This is a genomic window from Cupriavidus sp. WS, from assembly GCF_000395345.1.
GTDB classification, from domain to species: domain Bacteria; phylum Pseudomonadota; class Gammaproteobacteria; order Burkholderiales; family Burkholderiaceae; genus Cupriavidus; species Cupriavidus basilensis_B.
This window is the reverse complement of record NZ_AQPL01000327.1, coordinates 18,991-34,988: the sequence shown is the minus strand read 5'-3', so window position 1 is coordinate 34,988 and position 15,998 is coordinate 18,991. Positions and strand designations below refer to the sequence as shown.

At 73.2% G+C, this 15,998-nt stretch carries 13 protein-coding genes; 3 read left to right on the top strand and 10 right to left on the bottom strand.

Annotation, left to right across the window (positions count from 1 at the left end; all coding sequences use genetic code 11):
- The coding region (locus tag K206_RS0124845; protein WP_020205093.1) for a glycosyltransferase family 1 protein at positions 1-1,293 on the top strand (1,293 nt) is incomplete at its 5' end.
- Positions 1,294-1,319: 26 nt separating this feature from the next.
- Positions 1,320-2,486: a polysaccharide biosynthesis/export family protein gene (locus K206_RS0124840; protein ID WP_196812919.1), complete on the top strand. Its 1,167-nt coding sequence runs from the start codon at positions 1,320-1,322 to the stop codon at positions 2,484-2,486.
- 48 nt (positions 2,487-2,534) lie between these two features.
- Here K206_RS0124840 and K206_RS0124835 read toward each other — a convergent pair whose 3' ends face one another.
- The 10 genes from K206_RS0124835 to K206_RS39220 form a co-directional block, all read right to left on the bottom strand.
- Positions 2,535-3,260 (bottom strand): class I SAM-dependent methyltransferase, encoded by a 726-nt coding sequence (locus tag K206_RS0124835; protein WP_020205091.1) that lies wholly within the window; start codon positions 3,258-3,260, stop codon positions 2,535-2,537.
- 23 nt (positions 3,261-3,283) lie between these two features.
- The gene (locus tag K206_RS39235) at positions 3,284-3,988 is read right to left on the bottom strand and encodes a hypothetical protein (RefSeq protein ID WP_020205090.1); all 705 of its coding nucleotides are present in this window, start codon (positions 3,986-3,988) and stop codon (positions 3,284-3,286) included.
- A 136-nt stretch (positions 3,989-4,124) separates the two neighbouring features.
- Positions 4,125-4,862, bottom strand: a complete 738-nt coding sequence (locus K206_RS0124825) for a hypothetical protein (RefSeq protein ID WP_020205089.1) — start codon at positions 4,860-4,862, stop codon at positions 4,125-4,127.
- A 102-nt stretch (positions 4,863-4,964) separates the two neighbouring features.
- On the bottom strand, positions 4,965-6,482 hold the full coding sequence (locus K206_RS0124820; RefSeq protein WP_020205088.1) for a mannose-1-phosphate guanylyltransferase/mannose-6-phosphate isomerase: 1,518 nt from the start codon (positions 6,480-6,482) through the stop codon (positions 4,965-4,967).
- Positions 6,483-6,496: 14 nt separating this feature from the next.
- Positions 6,497-9,160, bottom strand: coding sequence for a glycosyltransferase family 1 protein (locus K206_RS40995; RefSeq protein WP_052165986.1), 2,664 nt, complete (start codon positions 9,158-9,160; stop codon positions 6,497-6,499).
- 13 nt (positions 9,161-9,173) lie between these two features.
- Positions 9,174-10,397, bottom strand: a complete 1,224-nt coding sequence (locus K206_RS0124810; protein ID WP_020205087.1) for a hypothetical protein — start codon at positions 10,395-10,397, stop codon at positions 9,174-9,176.
- Between the two features lie 28 nt (positions 10,398-10,425).
- Positions 10,426-11,211 carry an ABC transporter permease gene (locus tag K206_RS0124805; protein ID WP_020205086.1) on the bottom strand — a complete coding sequence of 262 codons (786 nt, stop codon included), beginning with the start codon at positions 11,209-11,211 and terminating at the stop codon, positions 10,426-10,428.
- Positions 11,201-12,427: a glycosyltransferase family 1 protein gene (locus tag K206_RS39225; protein ID WP_020423888.1), complete on the bottom strand. Its 1,227-nt coding sequence runs from the start codon at positions 12,425-12,427 to the stop codon at positions 11,201-11,203. The genes K206_RS0124805 and K206_RS39225 overlap by 11 nt, the downstream gene beginning before the upstream one ends.
- Complete coding sequence (locus K206_RS0124795) at positions 12,424-13,725, bottom strand: capsule biosynthesis protein (protein ID WP_196812918.1); 1,302 nt, start codon at positions 13,723-13,725, stop codon at positions 12,424-12,426. The genes K206_RS39225 and K206_RS0124795 overlap by 4 nt, the downstream gene beginning before the upstream one ends.
- Before the next feature lie 8 nt (positions 13,726-13,733).
- Positions 13,734-15,842 carry a beta-3-deoxy-D-manno-oct-2-ulosonic acid transferase gene (locus K206_RS39220; RefSeq protein WP_155888208.1) on the bottom strand — a complete coding sequence of 703 codons (2,109 nt, stop codon included), beginning with the start codon at positions 15,840-15,842 and terminating at the stop codon, positions 13,734-13,736.
- Here K206_RS39220 and K206_RS44680 point away from each other — a divergent pair.
- Positions 15,841-15,972 carry a hypothetical protein gene (locus K206_RS44680; RefSeq protein ID WP_255359649.1) on the top strand — a complete coding sequence of 44 codons (132 nt, stop codon included), beginning with the start codon at positions 15,841-15,843 and terminating at the stop codon, positions 15,970-15,972. The genes K206_RS39220 and K206_RS44680 overlap by 2 nt on opposite strands.
- The last annotated feature ends 26 nt before the right edge of the window (positions 15,973-15,998 follow it).

Genomic DNA, 15,998 nt, shown 5'->3' with positions numbered 1-15,998 from the left:
ATCGATGGCTTCAACCTCGCCTTGCCCAACGGTTCCGGCGTGGCCACCTACGCGCGCACGCTGGCCTGGTCGCTGCGCGCGATGGGGCACGGCGTGGATCTCGTCTACGGCGTGGCGGTGGGCCACCGCGCGCCGGCGTCGCTGCGCGAAGTGCTGTTCTTCGACGGACTGGACCGCGAGCCGCCCGCGCGGCGCGGCATGGCGCGCCGGCTCGCCGCCGTCGGCGAGGGCGTGCGCGATGTGTTCGGCCGGCGCGCGGTGCCGGTGCCGCGCGCCGGGCACGTGCTGGCCACGGGCCTGGAGGACCGCGTGCCGGCCTGCGAGCGGCTGTTCACCAGCGCCGACGTGTTCGAGGCCGCCGCGCGGCATTTCCGGCGGCACGGCCGCTTCCTGCGCCTGCGCCTGCCCGATCCGCCCGAGATCATGCACTGGACCTATCCGCTGCCGGTGCGCGTGGAAGGCGCGCGCAACGTGTACACGATCCACGATCTCGTGCCGCTGCGCCTGCCCTACACCTCGCTGGAGAACAAACGCTATCACCATCGCCTGGTCCGGGCCTGCCTGCGCACGGGCGACCATATCTGCACGGTGTCGGACACCAGCCGCGCGGACCTGCTGGCCATGTTCCCCGAGACCGATCCGGCCCGCGTGACCAACACCTGGCAGGCCGTGATCCCGCCGGACGACGACGCGGACGCAGCCAGCGTGGCATCCCGGCTCGCCGCCACGTTCGAGCTGGAGCCGGGCGGCTATTTCCTGTACTTCGGCGCGATCGAGCCCAAGAAGAACATCGGCCGCCTGGTCGAGGCCTACCTGGCCTCGCAGGTGCGCACGCCGCTGGTCATCGTCGGCGCGCGCGCGTGGAAGAGCGGGGCGGAGGTGCGCCTGCTGCAAGGGGAAGGGGGACATACGCTGCGCGGCGTCGCCGAGCGGATCCGCCGCTACGATTACCTGCCGCGCGCCTGGCTGATGACGCTCGTGCGCGGCGCGCGCGCGCTCACGTTTCCATCGCTGTACGAGGGCTTTGGCCTGCCGGTGCTCGAAGCCATGGCGCTCGGCACGCCCGTGCTGACTTCCAGCGCGGCGTCGCTGCCCGAGGTGGCCGGCGACGCCGCGCTGCTGGTGGACCCCTATCGCGTGGACGACATCGCGCGGGCGCTGCGCCGGCTCGACGGCGACGCCGCGCTGCGCGCCACGCTGTCCGCGGCCGGACTGCGCCAGGCGCAGCGGTTCGCCCCGGCGCGCTACCAGGCGCGGCTGGCCCGGATGTACGCGCGCGTGCACCGCGCCTGACCCCCCTCACCATGACGACCATGACCATGTCGATTTCCTCCCGCATTCCCCGACTCCTCGCGCTCGGCTGCGCCGTGCTGGCCGCCGGCTGCGGCACGCTGCCCAGCAGCGGCCCCACCGCGCGCGAAGTGCAGGAGGCACAGGACAGCGCCGCCAATACGCTCGGCTTCCGCATCATCGACCTGGACGCGCCGGTGGTGACGCAGCTCGACGCGCAGCCGGGCAAGGCCGCCGCGGCGATTCCGCCGGCTGCGGCCGCGGCGGATGCCTCCGTCGAGCGCATCGGGCCCGGCGATACGCTCAACGTATCGGTGTTCGAGGTGGGCACCACGCTGTTCGGCCCGTCGTCGGGCTTCGGCGCGATGCTGCCCGGCAGCCTCGGCACCGGGCCGCTGCCCACCGCCGCCGGGCAGGCGATGCCCGTGGTGACCGTCGCCGCCGACGGCACCATTCCCGTGCCCTATGTCGGCCGCGTGCCCGCCGCCGGCCGCACCCCGCGCGAATTGGAGGACGCCATCCGCGCCGGGCTGAAGCGCAAGTCGCAGGACCCGCAGGTGATGGTCAGCGTGCGCGACAACCTCTCCAACAGCGTGCTGGTGATGGGCGAGGTCAAGAAGCCCGGCCGCGTGCCCCTGTCCGCCACCGGCGAGCGCGTGCTCGACATGGTCGCGCTGGCCGGCGGCGCCGCCTACCCGACGCAGGACGTGGCGGTGCTGCTCACGCGGGACCGCCAGACCATCGACCTGCCGCTGGCGGACCTGACCCCAGACAGCGACGCCAACCTGCTGCTGCGGCCGCAGGACCGCCTGCTGGTCGAGCGCCGGCCGCGCACCTACTCGGTGTTCGGCGCGGCCGGCAAGGTGTCGCAGGTCCCGTTCGAGAGCGTCAAGCTGAATCTCGCGGAAGCCGTGGCCAAGGTCGGCGGCCCCGGCGACCTCCAGGCCGATCCGCGCGCGGTCTTCGTCTTCCGCTACCAGCCACAGGAGGCGGAGCAGGCCGGGCAGGCGCGGCCGGTGATCTACCGGCTGGACATGATGAACCCCGGCAGCTATTTCCTGGCGCAGCGGTTCGCGATGCGGGACAAGGACGTGCTCTACATCGCCAACGCGGAGGCGAACGGCGTGACCAAGTTCGTGTCGATCCTCAACCTGCTGTTCTCGCCGGTCTACACGGGGCACCAGTTCTTGCGGTGAGAGGGGCGGTGGCGCCGTGCCCGGCCGGCGGCGGCGCCGGCCCGCCGCTCAGGCGCCCGCCTGCGGCGTGCCGAGCCAGGCGCGCGCGTAGTCGCTCTGCTGGACGTGGGGCAGCGGCTGGGCGCCGGCGAGCTTGCGCGCCGCCACCATCAGGTACATCGGCCCGGCGGTGCTGCCGATCTCGTCGCGGCGGCCCATCCGTTCCGGGTCGGTCAGCCGTTGCGGCGCGGGCATGCCGGCCAGGCTCATCAGGTACATGGCTTCCATGCGGTATCCCGCCGCGGCCGAGAACACGCGCCACATCAACTCCGGGCTGAACTGGTAGAAGCCATGGCCGAGCTGGTTGTTGGCGGCGTTGACCGAGAGGAACACGCCGCCCGGCCTGAGCATCGCATGCACGTTGGCCAGCGCCACCGGCACGTTGAACACATGCTCGATGGTGCCGCCGTCGAAGACGCAGTCGAAGCCCGCGTGCAGCGCGGCCGGCACCGGGCGGTTGAGGTCATGCAGCAAGGTGGCGCCTTCATAAGCCGACTGGTCCATCGCCTGCACCGAGCTGGCGCCGAGGAAGCGGAACAGCGCCTCGCCATAGCCGGTGTCGCCGGCGATGTCAGGCAGCCGCGTGCCGGGCGCGTGGGCATCCAGCACCGCCTGCGCCAGCATGGCCTGCGGCGCGCCGATGTGAAAGCCCTGCCGGCCCAGCCACAGGGTGGCGCCCAGCGGGCGCCGGCGCGCGCGCATCAGGAAGTCGAGCACATAGACATCGATACCCATCGCATTCTCCCGGGATTCGCCTGCTAGGCTGCTTGCCAGCGCTTCTGGACGATCGCCAGCTTGGGCGGGCTGGCCGGCACGAAAGGCTGGGTCAGCGTGAAGGCAAAATCGATGTCGGCCGCGAGCGCGCCCAGGCCCTCCAGTTCGGCGCAGCGCGCCGGCGGAAATGTCCTGGTGTGGAACCAGTGGTCGAACAGTTCCGCCGTGCGCGGCGCGGGCGGCAACGCGTGCTCGTAGTACGGCGATTGCCAGTGCAGGTCCTCGATGATGTAGAGCCCGCCGGGCCGCAGGCGCGGGAACAGGCACTTGAATGCGAGCTGCTGGTGGAAGGAGGCGTGTGAGCCATCGTCGATGATCAGGTCGTAGTCCTCGCGGCCGTGCACCGCCGCCAGCAGGTCCCGTTCCACGCCGGCGTCGCCGCGCGAGAATTCGAAGCGCGGATGCTCGAAGAATGAGAAGTCCGAGATGTCGAAACCGTGCACCTGCGCGGCCGGGAAATACGACAGCCACATCCTGACCGAGGGCGCATCGGGCGGGCGGCGCTGCGGATCGGCACCCACTTCCGGGCCGCCCGCGCACAGGCCGATCTCCAGCATGCGCCTGACGCTGTGGCGGCGCGGCTGCAGCAGCATGTCATAGACCAATGTGTACGAATGCGGCTCCGGATGGATGGTGCCCTTGTCGGAGCGGAATGCGTTGGCCAGGTCGGTCAGGGTGCAAGGCGGCATCGATATCGCGGCGGCGTGTGGGTCGGGCATGGTGGATTGACGGTATGGAGAAGGGATGGCCGCGCGGCGGCTTCGGCGCGCGGCGAGCGCGCGGAGCGTTCGGTGGATACGGTGGCGGTGGCGGATGCGGCGAGTCTCATCCGGCCTGGTGGCCCAGCGCCTGCTCTACCTCCGCCGCGATGCGGCGCAGGCGTTCGTCGATATCGGTGTTCTCGGCGCGGATGGCCTGACGCACGAAGCTGGCCCACGGCGAGTTGAGCAGGCTCTTGTCCGCGTGCAGCACCAGCGGTTCGGCGTCCGCGTGCTTGTCCAGCAACTGGTGGAACATGCCCTGGTCGTCGGGGACCTGTCCGTTCCAGTCGATCGCGTCGCGTTCCAGCCGGTATCTCGACAGGAACGCTTCCCAGTCGCGCACGAGCCGCCGCGTGAACGGGTGGCCGAGGTTGAACAGCATCACGCCGATATTCACGTTCCAGAAGAAATCCCGCACGTGCCCGGCCGGCGCGGCGATCATCGCGTAGCCTTGCTTGTCGCGCAGGTAGCCGCGCAGGTCGAAGGTCATGTCGACGATCCACGCATCGGCGTCCACGTAGAGCACCCAGCCGCGATGGTCGCGCTGGATCAGTTCCTGCAGCAGGTCGATGCGGTTGTAGGTGGCGTGCCAGGCCCGGTTGCCGCGCTTCAGCCCGATGAAACCCTGGTAGCGCAGCCCGTGGTGCTCGCAGTAGCGGCGCGCGGTCCGGGCGGTGAGCATCATCATGTCGAAGTAGCGGCTCGACGCGTCGGACGTCTGCATGACGATGATGTCGTCCTCGCCGGAGGCGTTGGCGTGGCGGGACATGCCGGACAGGGCGATGGAGTCGGTAGCGGTCATGGTGCGAGGAACACGGCGGAACGGGTGACGGGCGCGACCGATGCTACGGCGCGCGCATGACCGGATAGCGACAGATTCTGCGCATAATCCGCCATGCGGCGCTCACTGCGGAAGACGGCCATAGGTATCCTCGAGGCGCACGATATCGTCCTCTCCGAGGTAGCTCCCCGACTGCACCTCGATGATCTCCAGCGCCGTCTTGCCCGGATTTTCCAGCCGGTGCGCCACGCCGAGCGGGATGTAGGTGGACTGGTTCTCGCTGATCAGGAATGATTCGTCGCCGCGCGTCACGCGCGCGGTGCCGCGCACCACGATCCAGTGCTCGGCGCGGTGGTGGTGCATCTGCAGCGACAGCCGCGCGCCGGGCTCCACCACCAGCCGCTTGACCTGGAAGCGCTCGCCGCGGTCGATCGATTCGAAGCGGCCCCACGGCCGTTCCACGCGGCGGTGCTGGCTGGCTTCGGCGGGGTGCTGCGCGCGGAGGCGTTCGACCGCGGCCTTGACCTGCTGCACGTGGGCGAGGTCGGCCACGAGCACGGCATCGGGCGTCTCCACCACGGCCAGGTTGCGGGTGCCGACGCAGACCACCAGCCGGCTGCCCGCGTGCGCGAGCGTGGAGTGCGCGCCTTCGAGCAGCACCTGTCCGCGCACCGCGTTGTCGTCGCCGTCGTGCGGCAGGCGCTGCCAGATCGCATCCCAGGCGCCGAGGTCCCCCCAGCCCGCGTCGAGCGGCACCACCACCGCGGGCGCCAGGCCGGGGTGGTCGGCCAGCCGCTCCATGATCGCGTAGTCGATCGATTCGGCCGGCGACGCGGCAAACGCCTGCGTGTCCAGCAGCAGGCTGTCGGCTTCGCGCCGCGCGCCGGCGTGGGCGAGCCGGCACGCGGCCAGGGTGTCGGGCTGCAGCCGCGCGGCGAGGTCGAGCCACACGTCCGCGCGCACGACGAAGATGCCGCTGTTCCACCAGTAGTTGCCGGACGCGACATAGGCTTCGGCCTCGCCGCGCGGCGGCTTTTCCACGAAGCGGTCGAGCGCGCGGGCGCCGCCGGCGTCGAGCGCGTCGCCCAGCCGGAGATAGCCGTAGCCGCTTTCGGGCGCGGTGGGCGCAACGCCGAGCGTCACGATGGCGCCGTGGCGCGCGTGCGCGGCCGCGTGGGCGATGGTGTCGCGGAACGCGCCGGCATCGGCGATCGCGTGGTCGGCCGGCATTGCCACCATGACGGCGGCGGGGTCGTCGGCGGCGATGTCGAGCGCGGCCACGGTCAGTGCCGGCGCGGTGTTGCGCGCGCACGGCTCGCGCAGCAGCCGGGCGCGGTGCCCGCTGGCGCGCAACTGCTGTTCGGCGGCGAAGCGATGGGCCTCGCCGCAGACGGCGATCACGCGCGGGGCGGCCGCGAGCATGGGCCCATGCCGCTCGATCCCGACCAGCCGCGCGGCGGTCGCGCACAGCAGCGAGGTGTCATCGAGCAGCCCGGCGATCAGCGGCTTGGGCATCTGCTCGCGCGACAGCGGCCAGAGCCGCGTGCCGGCGCCGCCGGCCAGGATCACGGGCTGGACGGTGCTGGCCCGCCGCGGCGGCAATGCCGCGGCGGCGGGCGCGAGGACATCGGTCAGGTGCATGGCGGATTCCTGTGTCAGAGGCCGGCGAGCAGTTGCGCCGTCTCGCGCGCCGTCTCATGCGCGGCTGCGGCCATGTCGTGCGCTTCGGCGGGGCCGGTCAGCGTGTCGAGGCTGCCGAGCGCCACGGCCTCCACCAGTTGCAGCCGCGCCGCCACGTCGTGCGCCGCGCACAGGTAAAGCCCGAGCACTGCCGGGCCGATCACGCGCTGGTCGGCGCCGTCGGTCGAGTCGGCCAGCGCCTGGTAGTGGCTGCTGTGCAGGAAGATTTCCAGCGGCTGGCCAGGCGTGGCCGGCGTCCGCATGTCGGTGGCGATCCAGCGCGTCTGCCCGGCTTCCAGCTCGCCCTCGGCCCAGACCGTGTCGCCCATCTCCAGGCGGTAGCGCGTGCCGGCGCCCGGCATGGCGCGCACGCCCAGATAGACGCGCACCGGTCCGCCGCGCAGGTCCTCATGGAGGTGGAGCGCCAGCCGGCTCTCGCCGGGGCGGCTCCAGCAGCCCCACGGTTCGGGGCTGTGCCAGCCGTTGCCCGCGCGCAGGTTCTCGCCGGCGACGACGCCGTGCCGTAGCCTGGGCGCGCGCTGCGTGGCCAGCGGGTAGTAGCGCGCCGGCAGCAGCCGCGGCGCGCACGGCGCTGGGTCTGGCGCGGCACCCTCGGCGGCACGGCCGGCCCCCTCCGGCTGCGCATCCCATGCCGACAGCGCGCGCGCGATCTGCGCGCCGAGCTGCTGCCACGTGCGCGGCCGGAATTCGGCGCGGATGCGCAGTTCGCGCGCCTCGCGATAGGCGAGGTCGAACGTCAGCCGCTCCAGCGCCTGCAGCAGGTCGGCGGGCGCGTGAGGGTCGAAGTAGTGCGCGAACTGGCCGCCGGCCTCCGGCAGCGAGGCCACGTCCGACACCAGCGGCACCTTGCCGTAGCACAGCGATTCGGTCACCGGCAGGCCCCAGCCTTCATAGAAGCTCGGGTAGAGCGTAAACAGGCAGCGCTCGAACAGCAGCGCCAGCTGCGCATCGGCCAGGCCGGAGAGCATGGTCACGCGGCTGGCGAGCAAGGGGTCCGCGTCGAGCATGGCGAACACGGCCTCGTTTTTCCAGCCCTTGCCGCCCACGCAGACCAGTTGCGGCACGCGGCGCGCGCCATGCTGGCCGATCAGGTCGCGCCACGCGCGCAGCGCCGCGAGATGGTTCTTGCGCGGCTCCACCGTGGACAGCATCAGCACGAACGGCTGCCGGCCCCAGTCCCACGCGCGCATGGCCGCGGGATCTGGGCGGGACCGCGCCGGCTTGCGGATGTCGGCGTCCAGGCGCACCACTTCGATGCGCGCGTCGGGCAGGTGGTGGCCGAGCCGCGCGGCCGCGGTGACGAGATCGCGCCGCGTCGATTCGGAGTTGACGAGGAAGTGGTCCGCATGGGTGAAGACCCCCAGCAGCCAGGCGAAAAAGCGGTCGACAAGGTCGTCCACGCAATACTCCGGCAGGACCACCGGAATCAGGTCGTGGACGAACGGCACATAGCGGATGCCGTGCTCGCGCCGGGCCAGGCGCACATGGAGCAGGTAGTCGGGGAACCACGAGGTGCCCAGGCTCACCAGCCACGCGCCGCGTGGAAAGGCCATGGCGCCGCCATCGTGCATCAGCAGGTCGAGCTGCATCATGGCCTGCTCCCACTCGGCCTGGGCGGTGTCGGCGTGGTCCAGGCACATGCGGCACAGCCGCACGAACAGGCCGGCCGGCGCCTCCAGCCAGCCGTCAGCGCCGAGGTAGCACACGCGCGGCCGTGGCTGGCCCGGCTGGCCGGCCGCCGAGATCATCTCCAGCTGCACGCGCTGGATGCCGGTGGGCAGGCGCGAGCGGCGGAAATGGTGGATCAGGTCGGTCGCGTCGAACACGACCGCGGCGGCGCGGCGGCCGGCGCTGCCGTGGGCATCGCCGTGGCTATCGCCGTGCGTGTCGGCGGCAATCGGGGCGAGCGCCCGCGCATCGAGCTTGCGCAGGATTTCCACGGCGCTGGCCAACTGCTCGCGCGCCTGGCGCGCGGCCAGCGCGTGTTCCGGCGTGTGTGCCGGCGTGTGTGCCGGCGCGGCGGCCGCCCCGCCGTCATCCAGCGAACGCGCCTGTTCGAGCATCGCGGCCAGGGCCGACTGCGCGCGCGCGAGCTGGCCGGCGGTGTCGGTGGCGGTATCGGTGGCGGTGGCGGCATCGGCGGGCGCATCGCCGGGCGCGGCCGCGGCGGCGTCGCCGCCCCATTGCCCGCGCAGCGCGCTGACGTCCACGCGCACGCCGCGCACGCTGAGCGCCTGCAGTTCGCGCAGCGCGTCGTCGTAGTCCGGCTGCAGCGACAGCGCCTGGACGTAGCATGCCGCGGCCTCGCCGAGGTCACCGGCGATCTTGGCGGCGTGGCCCATCTGGAGGTGGGTGTCGGCCACTTCCGGCGCCATCGCGGCGGCGCGGCGGTACGCGTCGCGCGCGGCCGCGAGCTGGCCGCTTTCCTTGAGCGCGTGGCCGTACTGGACCCAGATGGCCGGCAACGCGGGCGCCGCGTCCAGCGCCTGGCGGTAGTGCGCGGCGGCGGCGGGCCAGTCGCGCGCGTCGCGCGCGCGGTCGCCGGCGGCCACCAGCGCGCGGGCGCCATTGCCGGGGCCAGGGCCGGGGCCGGGCAGGATTCGCTTGATCAGGTTCACGGGATTCTCCAGGTCATGCCGCGTGCTCGCGCACGCCGGCCACGATCAGCCAGCCGATGCCGTACGACACCAGCAGACTGAAGAAGACGCTGGCGACGATCAGGGCTCTGCGTGGATAAAGGGCGCGCACGGGCAGGTTGGGCTCCACCACGCGCACGACATATAGCTGCTGCTTGAGGGCGTTCTCGCGCGCGGTCTCCAGCGCGGTGGCCACGGCCGCGTAGCGCTTGGCGGCGAAGTCCTGCTTCATCTCCAGGCGCTGGTAGTCGGCCATCCGCGGCGCGGTGCCCCTGCCGCCGACCAGGCGCGCGGTCTGCGCGCCCAGTTGCTGTTCCAGCCCCATCACGCGGTCGCGCAGCGCGACGGCCTGGGGGCTGTCGCGGTCGACCCGCGCGGTCATCGTGGCGAGCTGCGCGTGTGCCTGGGCCAGCGACTCCTCCAGCTGCGCGACCAGCGTCTGCTGGCCGATGCCGGTTTTCTCGGGGTCGAGGTCGCGGTGCTCGACGCGGAACGCGGTCAGCACGCGCTGGGCCTCGATGACCTGCGCCTCCGCTTCCCGCAGCTCCGAGGTGGCCACGCGCACGGCGTCGTCCACGGCGCGCTGGTTGAAGGTGTTGACGCGCGACTCGCCAAGCGCCAGCAGCCAGCGCGCGAGGTCGCGCGCGTCGCCGGGGCGGAACGCGTGGACGCGCAGCGTGGTGATGCCGGTGTCCTGGCTGAACGCGATGGTCACCTGCCGGCGGTAGAAGCGCAGCAGGGTCTCCGCGCTCGGCTGCGCCCACCACAGGCGCGCCAGCAGGTCGGCCTCGGGGCGGCGGAACAGCGCGGCCAGGTCGACCTTGTCGCGCAGCGCGGCCACGGCGTCGTGCGAGCCGAGATAATCGCCCACGCTGAACGACTGCGCCTGCGAGTCGCTGAGCACGCCGGCCAGGCCCAGCATCTGCCCGAGCCCGTTGCCGCCGTTGCCCATCTGCGTCTGCGTGGAGCGCACCACGAAGCGGGCCTCCGACTCGTACTGGTCCGCGGCGATGCCGAAGAAGTAGCCCGCCGTCAGCAGCGTGGGCAGCACCACGCTGGCCAGGAACGGCCAGCGGCGCCGCCAGAACGCGCGCAGGCGGACCGCTGGGCCGGGCCGGGCCGCGCGCGCGGCCGATGCGGTTTTTCGCGGCGATTCGGACGATTCGGAGGATTGGGGCAGGGCGGCCGGGTTCGGCACAACGGTGGCATCGGCGGTCATGGGCGTGCGCTCCGGCGCGGCGGGGGATTCATAGATGGATATGGCGGCGCACCACGCGCAGGCTGGCCAGGCCGGCCAGCGTCAGCGCCAGGCACCAGCCGACCAGGTAGAAGCCGTCGACGTAGGGGCTGTCGAACGACTCGAACTGCCCGATGCGCAGCAGCTCGAAGATCTGCGTCAGCGGCACCCACGACAGCCAGCCCCGGTACGGTTCGGGGATCCACCTGAGCAGGAAGAACGCGCCCGACATCGGCATGGCCAGGTACACGAGCGGATGGATCAGCCGGTTGGCCATCTTGCTGGCGTAGGTCACCGCGCAGACCAGCATCGACAGCCCGAACGAGAACCACGTCATCAGCGCCAGCGCGGCCAGCAGGGCCAGCGGCCGGGCCGGCGGCTCGGCCGCGCCGAGCGCGCAGGCGCCGGCCAGCAGCAGCGCCAGCGCGAGCGTGCTGGAGGCGCCTTCGAGCACCGCGCGCGCGGCCAGCATGTCGAAGATCGTCACCATGCGGTGGTACAGCAGCGGCTGGTTGGCATGGAGCGCGCTCTCCGCGCGCGTGATGATCGAGCGGAAGATGATGAAGGCGCAGTAGCCGCCCAGCGCGAACGGCACCGGCAGGATGTTGCCGCGGTGATGGGTGTCGCCAAGGTGGATCAGCGCCACCGAGCCGGCCAGCAGCATCGGCTCGCCGATCAGCCACAGGTAGCCGATGTTCTCGCGGCCATAGCGCGTATGGAGCTCGCGCAGGATCAGCGCGCCGATGACCTGGATCTGCACGCGCAGGCCGTGGCGCAGGGTGGTGTCAAGTGCCAAGGCGGCGCTCCAGGTTCGCGCCGCGCTCCGGCGCCAGGCTGTCGATGACGCCCAGCACCGCGCGGCAGTGGTCGTCCCAGCACGGCGCGCGCCAGCCCGCCAGCCGCTCCAGTTGCGCGCCGCGCCGGGCCGAGGCGGGCAGCGCGTATTCGCGCACCGCGCGCAGCCACGCCGGGCCGTCCATCGGGTCGAGATACTCGGGCGCGTCGCCGCCGGTCTCGCGCAGCGCCGGCAGGTCGCTGGCGAGCACGGGCACGCCGAGCGCCAGCGCCTCGGCCACCGGCAGGCCGAAGCCCTCGGCGAACGACGGCATCAGCAGCGCGCGCGCGTCGCGCAGCAGCGCCGCCACCTCGCGGTCGGAGCGGCCGTCGGCCAGCGTGACCACGCCGCGCAGCGCCGGGGCCCGTTCGAGCATGGCCATGACGTGGGCGTTCTCCCAGCCGTCGCGGCCGATCAGCACCAGCCTTGGTGTCTGCGCCGCGCCATCGGCCGCCACCATGCGCTGCCAGACCTGCAGCAGCAGCACGTGGTTCTTGCGCGGCTCGATGGTGCCCAGCATGACGAAGTAGGGCGGACGCGGGCAGTGGGGCCCGGCGGCCATGTCGGGCAGCGATACCCCCAGCGGGGCCGCCAGCATCCGCACCGCGCGCGTGCCGCGCCCGAGCACCGCGGTGAGGGCCTGCGCGGTGGCCTGCGAGTTGGTGACGATGACGTCGGCCAGCGCCTCGACGGTTTCCAGCCGGCGCCGGTGCACCCGCTCCGTGCCGGCGCGCGAGAACTCCGGATGCGTGAGCGGCACCAGGTCGTGCACCAGGCAGACCAGCGCGGCGCGCTCGGTCGCGAGCGCGCGCGCGACCGCCGCCGGGCGTTCGAGGTTGGTGTGCGACATCAGCAGGTAGGCGGCCGGCCGCGCCGCCACCGCGCGCCGCGGCGGCGACATGCAGAGCCACAGCCACAGCCGGGCCGCGGCCGGCCGCGCGCGCGCGGGCTCGCCCCGCCATTGCCGCGCGGTCTCCCGCAGGAAGCACATCGCCGCGTCGCGCGGCAGGCGCACGTGCCAGCCGCCGGGATGCAGCGCGGTGTACGTGAGCCGCTCCCGCTCGTGGCGCTGAAGGTAGTCCGCATAGGCCATCTCCACACGGTCGATGCCGGTGGGCGTGGTATGGCCGGCGCGGCGCATCAGCCGCGTGATGTCGAGCAGCAGTGCTGGTTTCATGGCGTGGGCACCGTTGTCCGCGGGCTGGCCGCGGTGGGCGGGAGAGCCGCGGTGGCCGCGGTGGCCGCGGTGGCGGGCATCGACATGCCGGCTGCGTCCGGCGCGCCCGCCGCCAGCAACCGCCGGCAGGCGGGCGCGATCAGCAGGTCGATCGCGGCCGCGTTATGGAAGCCGCCGTGCAGCAGGCAGCGCTCGGCCAGCACGCGGCGGAACGCATCGAACAGCGCCGCGTCCGGCCGGCGCGGCGCGCGCCAGAACGCGGCCAGCTTCTGCTGGTCGGTCAGGCCCGGCATGTCATAGACGGCGGTGCCGAGCGTGCGCACCGGCACGCCGGCCGCGAGGGCCAGCGTGCCGCTGGTGCTGTTGACGGTCACCATGCCGCGCGCGCCGCGCGCGAGCAGGGAGATGTCGCCGCCGTCGAGCCAGGCAATGCGGTTGGCAATGCCCAGGCAGCGGGCATCGTGCAGCGCGATCCGCTTCCAGTCGACCAGGCCGTTGTCGAGCGGATGCGCCTTGATGGCCAGCACGCAGTCGGCGGGCGCATGCGTCGCAAAGCTCTCCAGCACGTGGGCGAGCGCGCCGTCCAGGCCGCCAAAGCGCGAATGCACGCGCAGCTGGAAGTCGGAATCGAGCTGCAGCGGAAAGATGAAATACGGCTGGGCGCGCAGGCGCGCGCAGGCTTGCGCGGTCTCGCGCGCGGCGCGGCCGCGCCGCAGCAGCCGGCCGGTCCAGCCTACGCTTTCCCAGGCGGGATGCCAGCGGCGGTGCGTGCTGTAGTGCGGGAACAGCGGCCAGGAGAAATACGCGGCCAGGTAGTACCGCACCGCCGCGCGGGCGCGCTCGCCGAAGTCGCCCGGGATTGGCGGCAGGGCCGGCGGCGCGGGCAGGCTCGCGGCCTGCTCGCGGTACCACTGCGGCGCGCGCGGCAGCGACGAATGGCCGTTCACGCCATCGCGCTCCAGCGTGATCCAGTCCGGGCGCAGATACCCTTCCTCGAACACATGGACACGCACGCCGCGTTGCCTGGCCACGCGGGCGGCGGCCTGGTGCAGCGGCCGGCAATCGCCGAACAGCACCACGTCGGTGATGCCGAGGCGGCCGAGGGCGGCGTCGAGCCAGGCCGGCCAGCGCGCCGCGCGGCCGCGGAACGCCATCGCATGGCCCGCGCGCCACGCCAGCGTGTCGCCGCCATGGAAGTTCACGCGATGCACCGCGTGGCCGGCGCCGCGCAGCGCCTGCCCCAGCCGGCTGAAGAACGGTCCCGGCGGGCCCTGCAGGAACAGGAAGCTGCGTGGCATGGGGCTGGTCATGGCCGGGCCCCCATCCGCCGCGCCTGCAGGCCGCTCCACCATGCGGCGCACGCGCCGACCCGGCTCCGCCACGCGCGCCACTGCCGCGCGGCCAGCCCCTGCATGCGGCGCAGGCGGGTCAGCGCGGACGCGCCGCCGCGCCGCTGCTGCGCAAAGCGCTGCACCAGCACCTCGGGCGGGCAGGGCAGGCCGGTGTGCGGATCGAGGTAGCGCGGGTAGAGCAGCAGGGCGCCGGCCACCAGTTCGTCGAGCGTCAGCCGGCGCCGGCGCCACGCCATCGGCGCCAGATCGCGCGTGAGGCCCCAGCCCGCGTAGAACGGCTGCCCGTGCACCACGACCTCGCGTCCGCGCAGCAGCGCCTCGAACCCGGCCAGCGAGGTCAGCGTGTGGACCGCGTCCACCACGTCGAGCAGCACCGCCAGCGGCGTGCCGCGCACCACCGCGTCGGCATGGCGCAGCGCGTCCTCGTCGGCCAGCGCGCCGGGGCGGTGGCCGGCCTCCACGTCCGGGTGCGGCTTGAACACGATATAGGCATCGGGCTCGGCCGCGCGCACGCGGCGCAGCAGTTCGAGGTTGCCGCCGATGCCCGCGCCGCCCAGCCGCAGCGAGGCATCGTCGGTGACCTGGCCCGGCACCAGCACGCGGCGGCGCCCCGCCGGCATGGCCGGCACCGGCACGGCGCCGCCGGGCGCCTCGTCGCCGTACTTGGTGATGCGGTGCGCCACCAGCATCGTGCGCAGGTTGCGCGCGCGGCGCAGCAGCGGCTCGGCGAAGTCGGTCTGCGCCAGCAGCACCTCCAGGTCGCTGCCGCTGGCCGGGTCGTAATAGATGCCGCGCCGGTCCACCACGATCGACATCGGCGGATAGAGGTCGCTGCCCAGCCCGCGCGAGCGGATGAAGCCGTCTTCCACGCGGTACAGCGGCACGCCGGCGGCACCGGCGGCACCGGACAGCTCGGCCGACTCGCGCGAGGCCCACACCGCCACCGCGCCGTGCCGCGCGGCGGCGTGCAGCACCGGCCGGCGGGCGCCGGCGAAGAACGGCACCGGGCGCGCGCCGCTGTGGAAAAAGCGCGCGATGTCGGCGCGCTTCCACAGCGCCATGCCGGTGCAGCATGCCACCTCGCGGTTCATGTGGCACAGCGTGCGCCAGAACGCCAGCAGCGCGATCACCGCCTCGCCATCGCAGTCCTTGCCCGTGAACGGGTCGACATAGCGGGTGCCCTGGAGCAGCACCGCGTCGGCCAGTTGCGCCAGCGTGCGCGCGGGCTTGGGCGCGGCGGGCGCCAGGTCGTCCGTGAGGCCGCGCCCGGACAGGTAGCCGGGCTGCACGCAGGTCACCGGCATGCCGCGCAGCAGCGCCAGGAAGCCCACGCCGTCATTGCCGTCGACCACCACGCGCCGGCAGCGGTCCAGCAGCGGCCACGGGTCCACCGGATCGCGCCACAGCAGGCCGCCGCGCGACTCCACGAGCGCGCGCAGCGCGCTCTTCCACGGCGCGGTGCCGGGCATGACCAGGCACGGCGCCAGCTCCCACGCCAGCGCCAGCGCCAGCATCTGCCCGGCCTGCCGCAGGTTGCCCGGCCGCAGCAGCGCCAGCGGCCGGCCATCGAGCGCGTCGAGCCGCGGCACCGGATCGCTGCCCCAGAACGTGCCGCCGATGCGCGCCTCGGCCACGGCCTGCGCCACGGCATGGGCGCGGGCATGCGGGCCCGCGCGCGGATCGCCCGCCGCCGGCCCCGGCATGGCGTCGAGCGCGCGGTCGATCCAGCCGCAGCCGGGCTCGCCGGGGCGGGCCAGCCACGTCTCGCTCAGCGGCGGCCCCTTCCACTCGAAGTCGGGCGCGGTCAGCACGCCGGGCGCGCGGCGCAGGCTGCGCGTGGCCGCGCGCCTGCCGCCCGCGCCGGCCCGGTGGTCCGCGCCGTCCGTGGCCCCGTCCGTGGCCCCATCGGGCACCGGCGCCACCGGACCGCCTTGGTCCGGGTGCTGCGCTTGCTGCGGATGCAATCGACGTGATGACATGGTCAGGCACAGGGCGTTGTTGTTCTCGGTGGCGCCGGGCGTGCCGCCCGCCAGCGGCGGCGCGGCGCACGGCGGACATGCCATGCACGACGGGAATGACGGGCCCGATGCCGGTGAGCAAGCGCACAAGGTGGCGCACAAGGTGGCGCACAACGCGGCGTGCAGCGTGGTGAACAACGCATGCCGCCAGCGTTCGGGCGAGGACGGATGCTAAGCACGCTCCGCGTCTCGGATATGGCG